Below are 17850 nucleotides of genomic sequence, written 5' to 3'. Positions count from 1 at the left end.
CAACAAAATAGGAGTGACTATGATTGCAAGTGTATTAGCTGGGGTGATTTTCATCCTGATGTTTGTGCTCATCATTTGGGACAAATTTGAGCGTCATCTGGTGACGCTGGCCTGCGGGGCGGCGACCCTCGTTTTGGTGTTTGGCGTCGCGATGCGCAGCGGCCGCGCGGTGATGGCGACGCTCAACGTGAAAAGCATTTTTACCTTGGGCTTCTGGTACGAAACGACGGCGGCGGAGGAAGAAGCCGCCGGCGTCAACTGGGCGACGATTCTGTTTCTGGCCGGTATGATGATCATGGTCGAGGGGATGGCCCGGGCCGGGTTTTTTCGCTGGCTGTGCATGACCATCGCGAAGGCCGTGCATTACAAAGTCATGTCGATTTTTTTGACCTTCATGGTCATGTCTTTTGTGCTCGCAATGTTCATCGACAGCATTACCGTGATTTTGTTTCTCGCAGCGGTTACCATTGAGCTCGCCCAGCTTTTGAAATTCGATCCGGTGCCGATGATTTTGTCAGAAATTTTCTGCGCCAATCTCGGCGGCTCGGCGACCATGAGCGGCGACCCGCCCAATATCATCATCGGGACTTCGCTCAAATACACCTTCACGCAATTTATCACGAACACCGGTGTCATTGCTTTGATTTCGCTGGTCGTCATCGTGATTTATTTCTACTTCTGCTTCAGAAAGGAATTGGCACACGCGGGCGGCATTGACGCGGCTGAGTCGGCACGCCTTTCGCCGAAGGCGGCCATTGAGAGCCGGCGGGATTTCGCTGTCAGCACAGTCATTTTCCTCGCGGCGGTGGTGCTGTTAATCACCCACGCTCAGACGGGGCTGTCGGTCGCGTCCATCGGTGCGCTGGTGGCAGTGGTTACCCTGGCTGCAGCGGGGCGGGACGCCCTGGAGATTCTCAGGCGGGTGGATTACAAGACCTTGCTCTTTTTCATCGGGCTCTTCCTCGTCGTCGGCGGACTCGAAGAGACCGGTGTGCTGGAAATGTTCGCAGACGTCATCGGCCGCATCAGCGGGGGCAATATGATGGTCATGATCGCGATCATCATTTGGGGTTCTGCGATCTTCAGTGCCTTCGTTGACAATATTCCTTTTGCGGCGACGATGATTCCAGTGATTCGGACCTTGGCCGCGACAACCGGCGCTGATTTGTCGATTCTCGCCTGGACGTTGGCCATGGGAACGGATATTGGCGGCAGCGCCACCCCGATTGGCGCATCGGCCAATGTCGTCGGCACGTCTATTGCCGCTCGGGAAGGTCACCCGATCAGCTGGAAAAAATATTTAAAGACAGCGGTGCCGGCTACAGCCATTGTCATTTTGATTTCCATGGTGTGCATTTACCTGCGCTACCTGTAAAAATAAAGGGGGGAGAGTATGGGCAAACAACTGATTATCGCACTGGGGCGCGAATTCGGAAGCGGCGGCCACGTCATCGCAGAGCAGCTTGCCGCACACTACGGTCTGGCGCTGTACGACAAGAACATTCTCAGGGATATTGCCGAACAGAAAGCCGTCAGCGAAAAGAACCTCACGCCCTACGACGAACGGCCCAAAAGTCCGTTTTTGTCGCGCACGGTCCGGGGGTTTACCAATTCACCGGAGGAAAACATCGCGCGGCTGCAGTTCGACTTCATCCGGGAGCGGGCCGACGCCGGGGAATCTTTTGTGATCGTCGGGCGCTGTGCTGAGAGTGTCCTGAAGGGCCATCCCCATGTGGTGACCATTTTTGTCACCGGCGATCTGGAGCAAAAGGTGCACCGGATCATGGAAAGGGAAGGGCTGTCAAAGGAAGCCGCGGCCAAGCGGGTCGAACAGGTGAGCCGGCAGCGCAAGGCCTATCATAATCACTATTGTAAGGAAAAATGGGGAGATTCCCGCAACTATGATCTCACCATTAACAGCAGCCGTCTGGGCATTGCGGGCACAGCAGCACTGCTGACGGCATACGTCGACGCGCGCCGCGCGGCCGATCCTGTGAAATAATCAAAAGGAGAAACGAAAATGAAACGCGTATTGGCCTTAATTAGCGAAGATTTTGAAGATTTGGAAGTGTGGTACCCGGTTTTAAGACTGCGGGAAGCCGATGTCGAGGTAGTGTTCGCTGCGGAAAAGCCGGGGCTGTACCACGGGAAATACGGGGTGCCCTGCGAAGTGGAAACGTCATTTTTCGACGTGGACGCGAAGGATTTTGACGGCATTCTCGTGCCCGGCGGCTGGGCGCCGGACAAGCTGCGCCGCTTTCCGAAAGTGCTGGATCTCGTCCGGGAAATGGACGCCGCAGATAAAGCAATCGGCGAAATCTGCCACGCGGGCTGGGTCCTGGCGTCGGCCGGCATTTTGAAGGGCCGCCGCGTGACGAGCACCCCGGGGATCAAAGACGACATGCGAAACGCCGGGGCCGAATGGGTCGACGAAGCCTGCGTCGTCGACGGCAACATCGTTTCAGGCCGGCGCCCGCCGGATCTGCCGGCTTACGCCGTGGCCTTTCTCGACGTGTTAAACCGGTAACGCTTTTAAGTGCTGTCAAGACCGCTTCGGCGGTCTTTTTTTTTATGGGATTGAAGTAAGAAAAAAGCCGGCAAGGGGATCCTTGCCGGCCGTGTGTGCTGGTGTCCACGGGGGGAGTCGAACCCCCGGCCTACCGCTTAGGAGGCGGTCGCTCTATCCATCTGAGCTACGTAGACTTGAATCTTTTTTATTATAAACGTTTTGAGATGGAGAATCAAGGACCGGTTGACTGATCAAACAGGCAGGGCAAAAGAAAAAGAATATTAATAATATTTAATGCTGTTGAACAATATTTTATATGTATTATAATAAGGTTACTGTAATCTCTTACAAAAGATAAGTACAAAAGGAAAAAGGGAAAAGCAAAAAGAAATGAAACGACGTATCAAAGCATCCAAACTCAAGGGAACCGGAATGGCGGTGTTCATCGCTGTCGCGATCACCGCTCTGGTTCTCATTTTCATTTCTGTCTATCGCGTTGTCAAAATCTATCAGATCAGCCGCTACACAGATGTCAAGGTCGATGGAACAGTCAAAACGCGTTCGTCGAAAACGTCAAACCGTCTCGTTGAAATTTATCAAAAAAGCGCACCGGTGGACGTGGTGACAGGCGACGCGAACGCCAGTCCGCGATCGGTCAGTCTCGTCTTTTCAGGGCTCAGCAGCGATGAAACGATGAACGCGAAAATTCTCAAAATGGTCAAAGCTCGGCACATAAACGCGGCTTTCGCGGTTCCGGCCATTCAAGCCCGCGGCAACAGCGGCTTTATCAAAAAAATAAAGAAAAGCGGCTGCACGGTCATCAGCGGCGGTTTGAACGAAGAAGAGCAAAACGCAAAGGCCGTTAAGACGCTGTGCAGTCATCTGTACAAATCCCATGAGATCCTCGGCGGAGAAACGGGCGGCAAGGTCCAGACGCTTTACGTCCCGGGGATGAAAGGGGATATTGTAACGCTGAAAGCTGCCGCGGCAGGCGGCTACAATCAGATGGTCCTGCCGGCGGATGAGGATATTGTTACCCGCAGCACTTTTAAAAATAAAAGCGAGGCGGCCGCGTATGTGCAACAGCTGACAGGCCAGCGTATTGTGATCATCAGTTTGGACAGCAAGGCCGAGCCTGTGAATCAGGAGCCGACGGTGGAATCGGCAAAGCCGGCCATCGACAAGCAAAGCGATTTGGACGACAAGAAATCCAAGGTTGAAAAAACCGTGACCCTCGATCAGACGGTGAAATGGGTACTGGACGCGTTAAACGATCAAAAGGTCGAAATGGATCCACTCGACAAGGTCAAGGTGCAGCACGCCGCCGATTACATCGGCGCCAATCTTAAGGACGATGCGGATCAGGCGGTCGTTTACCGCAGCGCATTGACCAACGAAAAAAGGGTCGCGCTGTGCGTCCGGGGGCTCAGCAGCCGTGCGCAGTACGACAGATTGGCTAAGCTTTTGAAGCGTTACAAAGCTGGGTGCGCTTTCTTTGTGACGTCCGCCACAAACCGCCAGCTAAAAAAGCAGATTCACGCGGACGGTTACGCGCTGGAAAACGCGGGCGAGACGGGCATGGCGTCGCGCGATGTGCAAAAAATGTACCAGGAGGTTGTAGGCGGCGCCCAGTCTCTTCAGAAAATGGGCGCCAATCCAAAGGCTTATCTGGTTTACGATCCCCAATGTCTGCCCCAGATTCGGGCGGCTTGTTTTGCGGTCGGGCAGATTCCGGTTGAACCGCAGAATCCGAAAAATATGACGAAAGGGGCCTTTTATCTCTACGACGCACAAGATGCCGCCGACATCAAAGCCCTTTTGAAGCAAGCGCGGCGCGGGGGCTACCAAGTTGAAAGCGTGGGTGCCCTCATCGACGCGAGCGGCACCGTTCCGGAATTGACCAAAGCGGAGCTGAACAAACGCAGGCGCGCCAACGCGGGGAAAAGGGCCGTCTACCATACCGAGGTGCCGACGACGGAAAGGGCCCTTGCGTTCACCTTTAATAATCTGGGCAATACAGCTGTCAATCTCGACGTGGCCAACCGACTCAAAAGCCATGGCGCGAAAGGGACGTTTTTTGTCACTTTTGATGAAATGCGCACAGAGGGAGATACCCTCGAACAATTGATGGCAATGGGCAACGAAATCGGCCTTGATTTTCAATCCAACAGCACGTATACCGAAGATTACGACGGGATGGCCCGCTATCTCCACGACTGCTTGACCTATATGAAATGGCGCTACAACAAAAAGCCGAAGGTCATCATGCTCTCGGCCGACTACGCGAAAAACAAAGGCATGCTCGAAGCGGTTCACGCCTACCATATGAAAGCGGTCGGCGCGTCCCGGAGTATGATCACAAGCGGGACGGCGAAGACGACAGATGCCGATCTGCCGAAGATATTCGATCAATTAAAGGCGGTCCGGTTTACACGGGGCGGGCTGGAATATTTCAATTTAGACTATTACCAGAACGACAAGGATAAGCGTGACGGCGAAAAAACCGTGACGGGCGATATGGTCGACAAGGCCATCGGCCAATACGTCGACGCCATTGCCTTTGTTTCACCGACGACCAACCAGATCGAGGACGGCAGCCGCTACAAAATCAAAACGGTGAGTGAATTGTTCGATTTGAAAAAGGTTTACAAGCTTTCTCCGAAGAAGCAGCACGCGGTCACCTTGCATAAAGACGTGCTGGGCAAGATGAACAGTTCAAAAAAGCAGTTTGCGTACATGAAAGATCACTACGTCGGCAGCAATTTCGTCGTTAATGACAAGAAACTGCCGGGATTTACGAATCGTGAAATCAAACAATTGGATAAAGTCGGGCGGCTGACGGATGACAAAGTCCTGTTTCTGACTTTTGACGACTGGGGAACGGATCAGTCGATCAACAAGATTCTCTACGTGCTCAAAAAACATCACGTCAAGGCGACGTTTTTTGTCTTGACTCAGCACGTCGACGAGAATCCCAATCTGCTGCGGGCCATTGCAGCGGACGGCCACGAGATCGCCTGTCATTCCAACACCCACGTGCCCCTTTCGGACGCCAATCGAGATTACAGCCGGTATGATTCCTTGACAGGGAAAGAACAGCAGGCGATGCGCAAGGATTTGGTCACCTCCTACAATAAGCTGAACCGCTACGTTGGCGACGTGAAAGTCGGCGGGAGAAAAGCCTTGTCCCTCAATTTCAGACCGCCAACCTTGGCGGTCAGCAAGGCGGGGCTTTATCAGGTCTTCGATGTGGGTTTTCGGTATGCCGTTTCGGGAAATGTCTCGACTAACGACTACAAGCGGACCGATCTCAATACGTATCTCAACGTGATGCAAAACGGCTCGCCTTCTGACGAGGATGATTTCAAAGTGACAAACGGCAGCGTGATTGTCATGCACATGACGGAAAACGCGAAATACACGGCACAGATGCTCGACGAAATGATTCCAAAATGGCAAAGCGAGGGTTATCGATTCGAGCGGGTGGATCAGGCCGTGGATGAATTTACACCGAGAAGGGAGCGGGAAAGAAATTGAAACGTAACGATCAAGATGATGTGCTGATGCAGATCAAAAAAGACCGCAGATTGCTCGCGCACGTTCCCGACCCTACCGGCGAGCGCTCGACGTCCGATCGGCGCGGCTGGAAAGACAGCAAGAAGGAAACAGATGCCGATCCAAAAGAGTGGGTCGAGCGTCAGAAAAAAGGGGTCCGCTATATGAGCGACTTTAAAGTAAAGCTGACCCTTATGAACGGCACGGTGATCGAAGGTCGATGCATAGACATTTCGGATACGGGCATTCTGATCCGTTTTCAAAACGATGAGGACTACGCCTGGTGTAAGCAAGAGAAAAAGGCGACGCTGAAATTTCACATTCCGCCGGGTGCCATGCCGGAAGGGCACGAAACGCGGTTTAAGATCGCGGCCAATAAAGTCCGATGGATCGACGAAAGCAGACAGATCGCCTTTCAGTTCATAGAAGATCTCAAAACATTTAAACGGCGCCACCGAGACCGCTATCTTTTGACGATGTCGGCGGCCAGCCTGGGGCTGGTCAGTCTCTGTGTGGTGCTGATGCGCGCAGAATCGGTGATCTATTTCAAATACAATGCGATCCTTTATCTGTATTCGCTGATCGCCGCTATGTTTTTGCTGTCACGGTATTTTTTTGGCATGCTGTACAAGCCTGTGCCCATCGATCCAGACTTTACGCCGTCAGTGACGGTCATCATTCCGTGTTTCAACGAAGAAGAATGGATTCAGACCACAATTTTGTCCTGCTTCGATCAGGATTATCCGCCCGATAAGCTCAAGGTCATCGTGGTGGACGATTGCTCGACGGACCATTCGGTTGAAAAAATTCGGGAAATTGTCGAGGAGCTCACGGAACAGGAAGACGCGCGGTACGATGTCAAACATCGGCTGAAGTATTTCGTCCAGGAACAGAATGCGGGCAAGCGGGCGGCCCTGGTCCGCGGTGTGGAAAACACGGATACGGATCTGGTCATGTTTGTGGACAGCGACTCCTTTCTCGACCCTTACGCGGTCAGAAATCTGGTGCAGCCTTTCAAAGAACCGAAGATGGGCGGCTGTGCCGGCCGGTGCGACGTCGCCAATACCTACACCAATTCGCTGACCAAGATGCAGTCCGTCCGGTATTACATTGCCTTTCGGATCATGAAGGCGGCCGAGGGTTATTTTGACGCGGTGACCTGCCTGAGCGGGCCGCTCTCCTGCTATCGCAGAGATATTGTGATGCACTACAAAGACGCCTGGATCAATCAGAAATTTCTCGGCCACAAGGCGACCTTTGGCGACGACCGGGCGATGACCAATTTCGTACTCCGCCACCACCAGTGCACCTACCAGGATACAGCGGTGTGTTCGACCATCGTTCCGAAAGCCCATCGGGTTTTCCTTAAGCAGCAGATGCGCTGGAAGCGGTCGTGGCTCAGAGAATCGCTGACGGCGGGCGAATTTATGTGGCGCAAGGAGCCCTTCGCGATGATCAATTTCTACATCGGGCTGGTCGTTCCGATGCTGGCGCCGGCCATCGTGGTTTACAACCTGATGATCGTGCCCTTTACCCAGCACATTTTCCCAAAGACTTTTCTCTTGGGACTGCTTTTGATGTCCATGATGATGTCGATCGCCCAGCTCTTTTTCAGAAAGAGCAGCACCTGGCTTTTCGGCTTCTGGTTTTGCGTGTATTACGAAGTGGTTTTGCTGTGGCAGATGCCCATTGCGTGGTTCACCTTCTGGAAATCCACCTGGGGCACCCGCATGACGCCGAGCGATGTCAAGGCTAAGGAGAAACGCGACGAAAAGAAAAAGAAAAAAATGAAAGCAAGAGAGCAGAATTAGACAAGCATGAAGCGTAAAAAAAAGAAATTTCTATTTTATTCGATCGAAACGCCCAAGGATACTGTCAAAATTTTAAGGACGTGTCTGGAAATTGTGATCATCGTATTTACCGTCTTTTTGGTCGCGCGGGCGCTGCTGGTTACCAAAACTTACAAGCCTTACAATCGACAGGATAAAAAGATCGTCTCCGGGCGAGATCACGGGTTTATCGCGCTGTCTTATTTCGGGGTTGCCCGAAAGGGAACCGATTCGCTGATTTCGACCACGCGCCTGGAAGAAGAGCTGACAGCACTGAAAAAGCTTGGCTATGTGACAGTGACCCAGCAGGACTTGGAAAATTACTATTACTACGGCAAGCCGCTGCCGGACAAAGCCGTGTTCCTGATGTTTGAGGACGGCCGGAAGGATACGGTGCTGTTTACCGAAAAACTTTTGGAGAAGCTGAACGACAAGGCGTCGATTTTGACTTACGCTGAAAAGTTTGACCGCAACGATGAAAAATTCGTGTCGCCTGAGGATTTGAAAAAACTGAAGGGCGAAGGGTATTGGGAATTGGGAACCAACGGCTACCGATTGTCATACATCAATACCTTTGACCGATACCATCGCTTTTTGGGTCAGATGGACTCTCGGGAGTTTGTCGAAATCAATCAATACATCGACCGGGATTACAACCATTATCTGATGGATTACATCCGCGATCGAGACCGCGTCCCAACAGAGAGCACCAATCAAATGCGCAAACGGATCACGAGAGATTATGACTTAATGGAAAAGATTTATCAAAAACGCATTGGTTACGTGCCCGATCTCTACTGCATCATGCATTCCAATACCGGGCGTTACGGCAACAATCCTGGCGTCTCCGCCGTCAACGGGGAAAATCTCGAGAGCCTGTTCAAAATGAACATCAATCGGGAAGGTTTTTCCTTTAATAATAAAAAGTCGTCCATTTACGACTTAACGCGTCTGGAACCTCAGCCTTGGTGGTACACCAATCACCTGCTCATGCGCATCCGGGACGATTTGCCGAAAAAAGATCGGCACCATATCGTTTTTGAAAAAGGCGACCGAAAAGGCTTCTCCGAATGGCGCCTCGTAAAGGGGGCAGCCGAATTTAAACACAATTTGATCGCCTTGACTTCAGAATCGCGATCGAAGGGCGTTTTAGTTTTGAAGAAAATTCAGTGCCAGGACATGAAGCTGAGCTGCCGGTTGAAGGGCAACAAAATCGGGGGACAGACGATTTATCTGCGCACCGGCGGCGCCTACAAGTCCAAAGGCGGTTTCAAGCGATGCGTCGCGATATCGGTGGAGAACAACGTGCTGTACGTGAGAGAGAAGGGCAAAAACGGCGTCCGGACCCTCTTGACCCAAGACTTGTTTAAGCTCCACGACACTCACCCGGTTTCAGTGCCGGAAGACAGCAGGGACGCCCACGAGGCAGAATTAAAGGTGCGCGGCAAGTTTTCAAGAGACGAGTTGACCGCAGGGCTGTATCGGCTCAAGGCATGGCGCGTTTCGAGGGAAAAGGTGCCCAGCGTGAAGGACGGCGCGAAAGAATACGTGCCGGCGCTTCAGATCAGCGATCCGGGCGACGTTCAAATCGAAGCGGCCCTTAAGGGCGATCGCATGGCAATTCGAGTAGATAATATCGAGCTGGCCGACGACCTGAAACTTTCTGACACGTCGTCGGGGGGTGTGGCACTTGAGAGCCGATTCGGCGGTTTTCAGAAGAGCCAGCGCAACATCGCTGACGATGTGTACGATGCGGCCTTTGAAAATCTGATCATTTCGCCGCTGTCTCCAAGTGCACCGTATTACGACTACACTTACCACGGTTTTGAAAAAATTGGCCACGACTTGAGCCTCGCCTGGAACGCGATGGTTAATTGGTTTGTCGATCACCTGTAAAATAAAAGGATCAATGTAGAGGAGTGAGCATGAAAAAAATAACACAGAGCAGGGACAAAAAAGGATATGCGTGGGTCAAAGCCATCAGTGTGGCCACGGTGGTTTTGGCACTCGGTCTGATGAGTTTCAGCGCGTGCGGCGCTGAAAAGGATAAGAAGACAGCCGGTTCTGTCGCAACGGGGCATGAGGAACAGACACAGGAAATCAAAAGCTTAAGCCGCGGCGGCAGAAGTCTGACCACTTGGACCGTATATTGGGATGGCGGCGGCGCGGTGCGTACCTTGGCCCAAAACACCGATCGTATCGGAAGCGTGGGCGCGTTCGCAGCGGATTATCCAGACGGCAAAACCCTGAACCTCCCTGAAAAATCTGCCGATATTATCGGACAATTGAAAACATCTTCCACTTTGAAAAAGATGCCGGTGTATTTGTCGGTGGTCAACGATACCGAAAAAGAAGAGAAGAGTGTCGCGCTGCTTAAGCGTTTGATCGGCACGCCGGAACAGGCGGAAGCGACGGCCACATCGATTGTGGACATGGCACAGGATTACCAATGCGACGGCGTCGAGATCGATTTCGAAAAAATCAGGAAGGATAGGGCACTCTGGGCGCGGTTCATCGATTTTGAAAATCGTTTGATCGCTCAGTGTAATGCCAGTAATTTAAAGCTTCGGATCGTGCTTGAAACGCTGACGCCGGTCGAAAACATTCAACTGCCGTCCGGGCCGGAATACGTGGTGATGTGCTACAACCTTTATGGCAACGGCACAAAACCGGGGCCCAAAGCGGACGTTAAATTTCTGAAAGAAACGGCAGGGCGCTTCGAAAAGCTCGGCAACGTCACCTACGCTCTGGCCAACGGCGGCTTTGATTTTGTAGGCTCAAAACAGGCCAAGGCCGTAACAGTTGACGAAGCGGCCGCTTTGATGAAAAAGTACAGCGCGAAACCGAAGCGGGACAGAGCCAGCGGCGCTCTGGTCTTTCAATACGATAAGCACACGGTTTGGTACGCCGACGCCAAGACCTTGTCGATCTGGGCCAAAGCGTTGGATCAGCGCGCCAGCCGAAAAGTGCCGGTGGCGCTGTGGCGGCTTTGAATTTAAAAAGGGAAAAAGCAATGGAAGTTTACAATCAGTTGACCACCCGCCAAACCTGCCTGGCAGTGATTGGATTGGGCTACGTCGGGATGCCGATCGCACTGGCCTTCGCCGAACGCGGTGTCGACGTCATCGGCTTTGATACCGACGCGCAGAAAATCGATTTATACAAAAGAGGCATCGACCCGACGGACGAAGTCGGCGATCAGGCCATCGCCAAAACGGCGGTGCGGTTCACCGCGAATGAAGACGATTTGCATGCTGCGAAATTTTTTATCGTTGCGGTGCCGACGCCTATCAACCAAGACCACACACCGGACTTGAGTCCGGTTGAAGAAGCGTCAAAAGTGGTCGGCCGGCAACTGCAACGTGGATCGGTTGTCGTGTTCGAGTCGACGGTTTATCCGGGGGTGACGGAAAATATTTGTGCACCGATCATTGAAAAGGTCTCTGGCCTGATGTGCGGGAAGGATTGGAAAATCGGCTACAGTCCGGAGCGCATCAACCCGGGCGACAAAGTGCACAGACTGTCCAACATTAAAAAAATCATTTCAGGGATGGACTTAGAAACCCTTGAAACCATTCAGGCGGTCTACGACATCATCATCGACGCGGGCACTTACGCGGTCTCCAATATCAAGACGGCCGAGGCGGTCAAAGTCGTTGAAAACAGCCAGCGGGATATCAACATCGCCTTTATGAACGAGCTGGCGATGGTGTTTGACAGAATGGGCATTGACACCAACGAGGTCGTCGACGGGATGGATACCAAATGGAATGCCCTCGGGTTCCGGCCGGGGCTGGTCGGCGGGCATTGTATCGGCGTCGATCCCTATTACTTTATTTACGAGGCGGAAAAGCTTGGCTACCACAGCCAGATCGTGTTGGCCGGCCGGGAAGTTAACGACGGGATGGCCGCTTTTGTGGCCCAGGTGGCCATTAAGCAGGCGGTGCGCGCGGGCTTGGCGGTTAAAAAATCCCGATTTGTGATTTTGGGGTTGACCTTTAAAGAAAACTGCCCCGATATTCGCAATAGTAAAGTGAAGGATATGATCAGGGAACTGCATCAGTACGGCATTGAGCCGCAGATCTGTGATCCGTGGGCGGACAAAGAAGAGGCTGCGCGCATGTACGGTGTGGCGCTGACCCCCTTTGAGGAAGTTAAGGATGCAGACTGTATCATCGTTGCGGTGGCTCACGATCAGTTCAAGGCCCTCACTGCAGACGAGCTGAAAGCGCTGTACAAGACGGACAGCAGCGGCGGAAAAATATTAATCGACGTTAAAGGAATTTACGATATCAAGACGATGAAAGGCGAGGGCTTCAAGTATTGGCGGCTATAAACCCGGTGGATCATCTGATGGTGGTTCCAAAGATCGATTTAATTCGCTAAAGGCTTGCCTTTTATGAGAAAATGAATTACAATGTTATTGACATATGTCAGAAATGAGGTGAGGACGTGGCGAGACCACCAAAATGCAGACGCATTTGCAGGCAGCCCAATTGGATGCGCTTTGCGCCGGACGGCATGCCCCCCGAAGGGAATGTGGTGCTGACCTTAGACGAATACGAGTCCATCCGGCTGATCGATTTGGAAGGGCGCACCCATGCCCAATGTGCCGCACAGATGGGCGTCTCCCGGACGACGGTGACGGATATATACGAGAGCGCCCGCCGCAAAATCGCCGAGGCCATTGTCGGCGGCATGGCGCTGACGATCGACGGCGGACACGTCAGTCTGTGCGACGGGACGGCCCTTGGCTGCTGCGGTCGGCCTCATTGTTGGAGAGCGGACACTTGGCAAATCAAAAAAATCAAGCGAAAGGAAAGCAATCAGATGAGAATAGCGGTCACTTACGATAACGGTCAAATCTTTCAGCATTTCGGCCGGACAGAAAACTTTAAGATTTACGATGTCGAGGACGGCAAGGTGGTGAGCACCCAGGTCGCGGGCAATGAAGGGCTGGGCCACGGCGCTTTGGCTGGGCTTTTGGCGCAGGCGGATGTCGACGCGCTGATCTGCGGCGGCATCGGTGGCGGTGCGCAGAACGCGCTGCGTCAAGCGGGCATCGCGGTTTATGGCGGCGTTTCTGGGGATGCAGACGCGGCGGTGAACGCCTTTCTTGCCGATCAGCTGGACTACAATCCCGATGTGCACTGCGATCACCACGGTGAGGGGCATCACCACGGCGAAGGCCATCACTGCGGTCATCATCACAGTGAAGGGCATCACTGCGCGCATCATCACGAAGACGGCCATAGCTGCTGCCATTAAAGGAGCGGCGCAAGACAGCTCGAGGGCTGTCTTTTTTTGTGCCTTGAATTTTACAATCGACTGTGATAGACTAGCCGAAAATTTATTGAAAATGCAAAAGAGGCGAATCAATATGAAAAATATAAAGAAAATCGGATGGATCGGGACAGGTGTCATGGGTGCCCCGATGGCTGGTCGGCTCATAGACGCAGGCTATACCCTGACGGTTTACAATCGCACCCAGGCCAAGGCGGCGCCGTTGACGCAAAAGGGCGCCCGCTGGGCAGAAAGCCCGGCTGCATGCGCGAAAGGCCAGGACGTCGTGTTCACCATGGTGGGTTTCCCGAAGGACGTCGAAGGGGTCTATTTCGGGACCGATGACGACACGGGGATTCTCGCGGCGGCAGACGACGGCACGATCTTTGTCGACATGACGACGACCCGGCCGAGTTTATCGGTGAAAATTGCCGAAGCGGCGGCAAAACGCGGCGGTGCGGCCGTAGATGCGCCGGTCTCCGGCGGAGATGTCGGCGCGCAGAAGGGCACCCTTTCCATCATGGCCGGTGGGGATCGGGACGCGGTCGACGCCGTGCGCCCGGTGCTTGAACACCTCGGCACACAGATTCTCTGGGAAGGCGGCCCGGGCACTGGCCAGCACACGAAAATGGCTAACCAGATCGCTTTGGCCGGCACGGTGACCGGGGTCTGCGAGGCGGTGAAATACGGACAGGCCGCGGGGCTCGATCTTGACAAGATGCTTAAGAGTATCGGTGGCGGCGCGGCAGGCAGTTGGCAGATGACGAACCTGGGCCCGAAAATGGCGTCGGGCGATTTCGCACCGGGCTTTTTCGTCAAACATTTGATCAAGGATTTGACGATCGCCGACGCGGAGGCGGAAGATCGGCAGCTGCATCTCGAGGTGTTAAACACCGTGCTGTCGATGTACAAGGATTTGCGCCGCCAGGGGATGGGCGAGCTCGGCACCCAGGCCATCATCGCCTATTACGACGCCAGAGGCGAGAAAGTGGATTTCGATGAATAAGGAACAACGCCGCCGCCTGCTTCTGATTTTCGCGCTGATCATGGCGGCGATTCTTGTACCGCTGATTCTCGGCATCGTCGGCATCGTGCTGATCCGATCGACCAAGGTGCTGGCCGTGCTCGTCGTCGTGCTCATTGCGGCGGCGGCTGTCATCGCCTGGAAAAATGGCATCGGCCGAAGCGACAGAGAGCGCGGCATTGGGCGCGACGAAGAAAAGCGCGAGCAATAATCTAACGGCGCAATATCATCCGTCACTGGTTTGTCCGGCGGCGGTTTTTTTAATTTTAAGAAATTTTGGAAAAATTTTAAGATGTGGTTGATCATACGCAGTGTTTCATTTATTATATACATAATCGATAGGTTTAATAAAAATGCGTATTGCGCACGATTTAGGTGAGACAAAAGAAGAGGAGAATCGTATGAGCAAACATCAACATCATCATCCGCACAGTTTTGATCCGAAAAACGAAGCAGAATATCTGAAAGGACATTCGCACGCTAAGGGTGACCACAGCCACCGTCCGATAATCATGTTCGACAAAAATGGCATTCCGAAGGTGGTCGATCACGAACACGATCACACGACGGACGCCGATTATCAGGACGACTATATGAAGGCCGTCGCGGCGTACAAGAAAACATTTCCAGACAAGGAACGGCAGATGAACGAAACGCCGGACCCAGCCGTGCGGGAGATGGTGCGTCGGATGGATGACCTCGGCATTGACAGTGTGTTTGACCGGTTTGACGCTCAGAAGCCCCAGTGTAATTTCGGTATCGCGGGGATTTGCTGCAAGAATTGCCTGATGGGTCCGTGCCGAATTACGCCCAAAAGCCCCAAAGGGGTCTGCGGCGCGGACGCGGATTTGATTGTAGCGCGCAACCTCTGCCGCATGGCCGCTGCCGGCGTCGCCCAGCACGGGATGCACGCCCGGGAGGTCATTTTGAATTTAATGTGGGCGGCGGAAGGCAAGCTCGATGTGCCGATCGAGGGGGAATACAAAATTAAAGCGGTGGCGGAACAGTTCGGGATCAAGACGAAAAACCGCCAGCTAAAAAATATCACGATCGATCTTTGCAAGGCCCTTCTCGACGATTTGTCGACGCCTTACCCGGGACAGTACAAGACGATCGCAGCCTGTGCACCGCCGGAACGCCAGAAGGTTTGGCAGGACCTGGATATTATCCCGGTCAGCGCTTACCACGAAGCTTTTGAATCGAATCATATTACCGGGGTCGGCGTCAATGGCGATTGGAAGAGCGTCATGCAGCAGATGCTCAGAGACGGCCTGGCCTTTACATTCAGTACGGTGCTTGGGACGTCGATTGCGACGGACGGGCTGTTGGGCATCGGCGACCGCGCGACGGCCAAGGTTAACGTCGGGGCGCTGAAAAAGGACACCGTGAACATTGCAGTTCACGGCCATTTGCCGATGCTGGTTCGGGAAATTGTGCGCACCGGTCAGACGCAGAAATATATCGATAAGGCCAAGGCGGCCGGCGCCACGGGTATCCAATTCTACGGTATCTGCTGCTCAGGACTTTCGGCGATGTATCGCTACGACGGCGTCATTCCGCTGTCCAACGCGATCAGTGCGGAAATGGTTATCACCACTGGCGCTCTCGATCTCTGGGTGGCTGACGTTCAGGAAGTTTATCCGGCGATCATGGATGTGGCTCATTGTTTCAAGACGACAGTCGTCACGACCCACGATTCCGGCCGGCTCCCGGGAGCGGAACACATCGGCTACGACCATCACCACACGAATATCGCCGAAACAAAAGCCATTGCAGAAAAAATCGTCGACCGCGCAATCGAAAGCTTTAAAAACCGCCGGGACGTTCCGGTTTCCATTCCGAATTACGAAATCACAGCGGACGTCGGCTTTTCAGTGGAATATTTTAAGAAGGCCTTCGGCGGTCTGCAGGATTTAGTGGATGCGGTGAAGGACGGGACGATTCGCGGCATCGTCAATCTCGTCGGCTGCACCAATCCGCGGGTCGTCTACGAAAAAACCATTGTCGATTATACGGACGTGATGCTTAAAAACAATTTCCTGATTCTGACCAACGGCTGCGCATCTTACCCACTCATTAAGCTCGGCTACTGCCAGGCGTCGGAGCCGGCCTGGGATCGCTGCGGCGATTCGCTGAAGGATTGGCTTAAGGCACACAATCTGCCGCCGGTGCTCCATGTGGGCGAATGCATCGACAACGCGCGGTCGACGGCTTTCTTTGGCGGCGTCGCCGGGGCACTGGGCATCCCGATTAAGGACATGCCTTACGCTTTCGCCTCACCTGAATGGGCGAATGAAAAAGGCCTTGATGCGGCACTGGCCTTCCGTCTGTTCGGCATCAACTCATATCACTGTGTTGAAGCGCCGATTTACGGCTCGAAAAAGGTCACCGAGTATTTGAAATACGGCTCGAAAGAAACCCTGGGGTCGGTCATGGTCGTCGACGCCGATCCGGCAGCTCTCGGCGAAAAATGTGTCCGCGATGTGGAGGCAAAACGTGAAGCGCTGGGCTGGGACTGAGAGTCTTCAAATTGAAGAGGCGGCGCGGGCGGAAGGGCTCGCCGCCGCCAAAGCCGTCATCGGCCGGGTGCCGATCAATTTAAGCGGGGTCATGCTCGCAGCTTTCGCCCTCGGCAATCTCCTGCAGAGCTTTGGCGAGGGCTGGCGTATGGCTTGCGGCATAGCGGCTGCTTTTATGCTGGTGCTGCTGCTTCTTAAACTGCTGCTATTTCCAAAAGCACTCTTGGCGGATATAAGTCAACCCGTAACGGCGGGGGTCGCCGGGACCTTCACCATGGGGCTGATGTTCTGTGCCGTCTATTTGACCCAGTACTTCGGCGCCGGCTCTTTCGGACTGTGGCTCTGGCAGACCGCCGTCGGCCTGCACGCGGTGTTGATGATTTATTACTTTTTCAGGTTTATCCGCAAGTTTAAACTTGAACAGATTTACACCGTGTGCTTCATCGTTTACGTTGGTTTCGCCGCGGCCGGGGTGACGGCGCCGGTGTTCGGCTATCAGATGTCGGTCGGCACCTTTGCGTTCTGGTTTGGGCTTTGCGCTTTTGCCGTGCTCTTTTTTGTCGTCACGGCGCGGATGATCAAGCGGCCGCCGGCAGAACCGTTTAAGCCACTGACTGCGATTTACGCGGCGCCGCTGTCGTTGTGCATCGTGGCGGATATCCAGTCAGCCGCGTCCAGCAACGTAATGCTTCTGATTGCTTTGCTTGCAGCGTCCAGCGCGATCTACGTTTTCGCACTCGTTTGTGCGCTGCGCTGTCTCTCACGGCCGTTTTATCCGAGCTGGGCAGGGATGACCTTTCCTTTCGTTATTTCGGCCAATGCGGTGAAACAGACCACAGCTTGGGTTGCTGCCGCGGGGCATCCGCTGCCCCTCGGTCCGGTTGTTCTCGCGGAGACCATTGCAGCAGGTTGCTTCGTGGTTTGTGTCGCAGCGCGATACATGCTCCACATCTTTGCCGGTAAGTAATTGATATTGAATCTTCCCGCTGATTGAACACAGCGGGTTTTAGTACCATATAAGTGTAGCAAGACAGAGAAGAAATTCTCATCCTGCTGCACTTATTTTTATATAATAGGGGAAGCAGCTGGCCTGACGTGCGGGTTTTTGGGTCATTGCATCCGACATAAAAA

13 protein-coding genes and 1 tRNA gene are annotated in these 17850 nt (G+C 53.6%); 13 read left to right on the top strand and 1 reads right to left on the bottom strand.

From position 1 onward, the window contains the following. Window positions 1-19 precede the first annotated feature (19 nt). Genes FYJ52_RS09470 through FYJ52_RS09460 form a run of 3 tightly spaced genes read left to right on the top strand, consistent with a single transcriptional unit; the run spans window position 20 to window position 2527 of the window. Window positions 20-1375: an ArsB/NhaD family transporter gene (locus FYJ52_RS09470; RefSeq protein WP_154576976.1), complete on the top strand. Its 1356-nt coding sequence runs from the start codon at window positions 20-22 to the stop codon at window positions 1373-1375. Between the two features lie 18 nt (window positions 1376-1393). Continuing rightward, window positions 1394-2002, top strand: a complete 609-nt coding sequence (locus FYJ52_RS09465) for a cytidylate kinase-like family protein (RefSeq protein WP_154576975.1) — start codon at window positions 1394-1396, stop codon at window positions 2000-2002. A gap of 18 nt (window positions 2003-2020) precedes the next feature. Then, on the top strand, window positions 2021-2527 hold the full coding sequence (locus tag FYJ52_RS09460; RefSeq protein ID WP_154576974.1) for a type 1 glutamine amidotransferase domain-containing protein: 507 nt from the start codon (window positions 2021-2023) through the stop codon (window positions 2525-2527). A 99-nt stretch (window positions 2528-2626) separates the two neighbouring features. Here FYJ52_RS09460 and FYJ52_RS09455 read toward each other — a convergent pair. Beyond that, window positions 2627-2703, bottom strand: a tRNA-Arg gene (locus FYJ52_RS09455). Between the two features lie 196 nt (window positions 2704-2899). Here FYJ52_RS09455 and FYJ52_RS09450 point away from each other — a divergent pair. The 10 genes from FYJ52_RS09450 to FYJ52_RS09405 all read left to right on the top strand — a co-directional run bounded on the left by FYJ52_RS09450 (window position 2900) and on the right by FYJ52_RS09405 (window position 17686). After that, window positions 2900-6046 carry a polysaccharide deacetylase family protein gene (locus tag FYJ52_RS09450; RefSeq protein ID WP_154576973.1) on the top strand — a complete coding sequence of 1049 codons (3147 nt, stop codon included), beginning with the start codon at window positions 2900-2902 and terminating at the stop codon, window positions 6044-6046. Continuing rightward, complete coding sequence (locus FYJ52_RS09445; protein ID WP_235901595.1) at window positions 6043-7875, top strand: glycosyltransferase family 2 protein; 1833 nt, start codon at window positions 6043-6045, stop codon at window positions 7873-7875. Before FYJ52_RS09450 ends, FYJ52_RS09445 begins: the two co-directional genes overlap by 4 nt. Window positions 7876-7881: 6 nt before the next feature. Continuing rightward, the gene (locus tag FYJ52_RS09440) at window positions 7882-9789 is read left to right on the top strand and encodes a polysaccharide deacetylase family protein (RefSeq protein ID WP_154576972.1); all 1908 of its coding nucleotides are present in this window, start codon (window positions 7882-7884) and stop codon (window positions 9787-9789) included. A 29-nt stretch (window positions 9790-9818) separates the two neighbouring features. Then, window positions 9819-10886 (top strand): glycoside hydrolase family 18 protein, encoded by a 1068-nt coding sequence (locus FYJ52_RS09435; RefSeq protein ID WP_205960827.1) that lies wholly within the window; start codon window positions 9819-9821, stop codon window positions 10884-10886. A 20-nt stretch (window positions 10887-10906) separates the two neighbouring features. Then, entirely contained in the window at window positions 10907-12229 is a 1323-nt protein-coding gene (locus FYJ52_RS09430) for a nucleotide sugar dehydrogenase (protein ID WP_154576971.1), read from the top strand. A gap of 116 nt (window positions 12230-12345) precedes the next feature. Continuing rightward, entirely contained in the window at window positions 12346-13161 is an 816-nt protein-coding gene (locus FYJ52_RS09425) for a NifB/NifX family molybdenum-iron cluster-binding protein (protein WP_328598804.1), read from the top strand. Window positions 13162-13282: 121 nt separating this feature from the next. Beyond that, window positions 13283-14182 carry an NAD(P)-dependent oxidoreductase gene (locus tag FYJ52_RS09420; protein WP_328598805.1) on the top strand — a complete coding sequence of 300 codons (900 nt, stop codon included), beginning with the start codon at window positions 13283-13285 and terminating at the stop codon, window positions 14180-14182. Next, complete coding sequence (locus FYJ52_RS09415) at window positions 14175-14411, top strand: hypothetical protein (protein ID WP_154576969.1); 237 nt, start codon at window positions 14175-14177, stop codon at window positions 14409-14411. Before FYJ52_RS09420 ends, FYJ52_RS09415 begins: the two co-directional genes overlap by 8 nt. A gap of 190 nt (window positions 14412-14601) precedes the next feature. Then, window positions 14602-16719 (top strand): anaerobic carbon-monoxide dehydrogenase catalytic subunit, encoded by a 2118-nt coding sequence (cooS, locus tag FYJ52_RS09410; protein WP_154576968.1) that lies wholly within the window; start codon window positions 14602-14604, stop codon window positions 16717-16719. Further along, window positions 16697-17686 carry a TDT family transporter gene (locus FYJ52_RS09405; RefSeq protein WP_205960826.1) on the top strand — a complete coding sequence of 330 codons (990 nt, stop codon included), beginning with the start codon at window positions 16697-16699 and terminating at the stop codon, window positions 17684-17686. The genes cooS and FYJ52_RS09405 overlap by 23 nt, the downstream gene beginning before the upstream one ends. The last annotated feature ends 164 nt before the right edge of the window (window positions 17687-17850 follow it).

Origin of the sequence: Pseudoramibacter porci (assembly GCF_009696145.1) — a bacterium.
GTDB classification, from domain to species: Bacteria; Bacillota; Clostridia; order Eubacteriales; family Eubacteriaceae; genus Pseudoramibacter; species Pseudoramibacter porci.
Note: the sequence above shows the minus strand (reverse complement) of the source record. Positions and strands in the feature narration are given on the sequence as shown.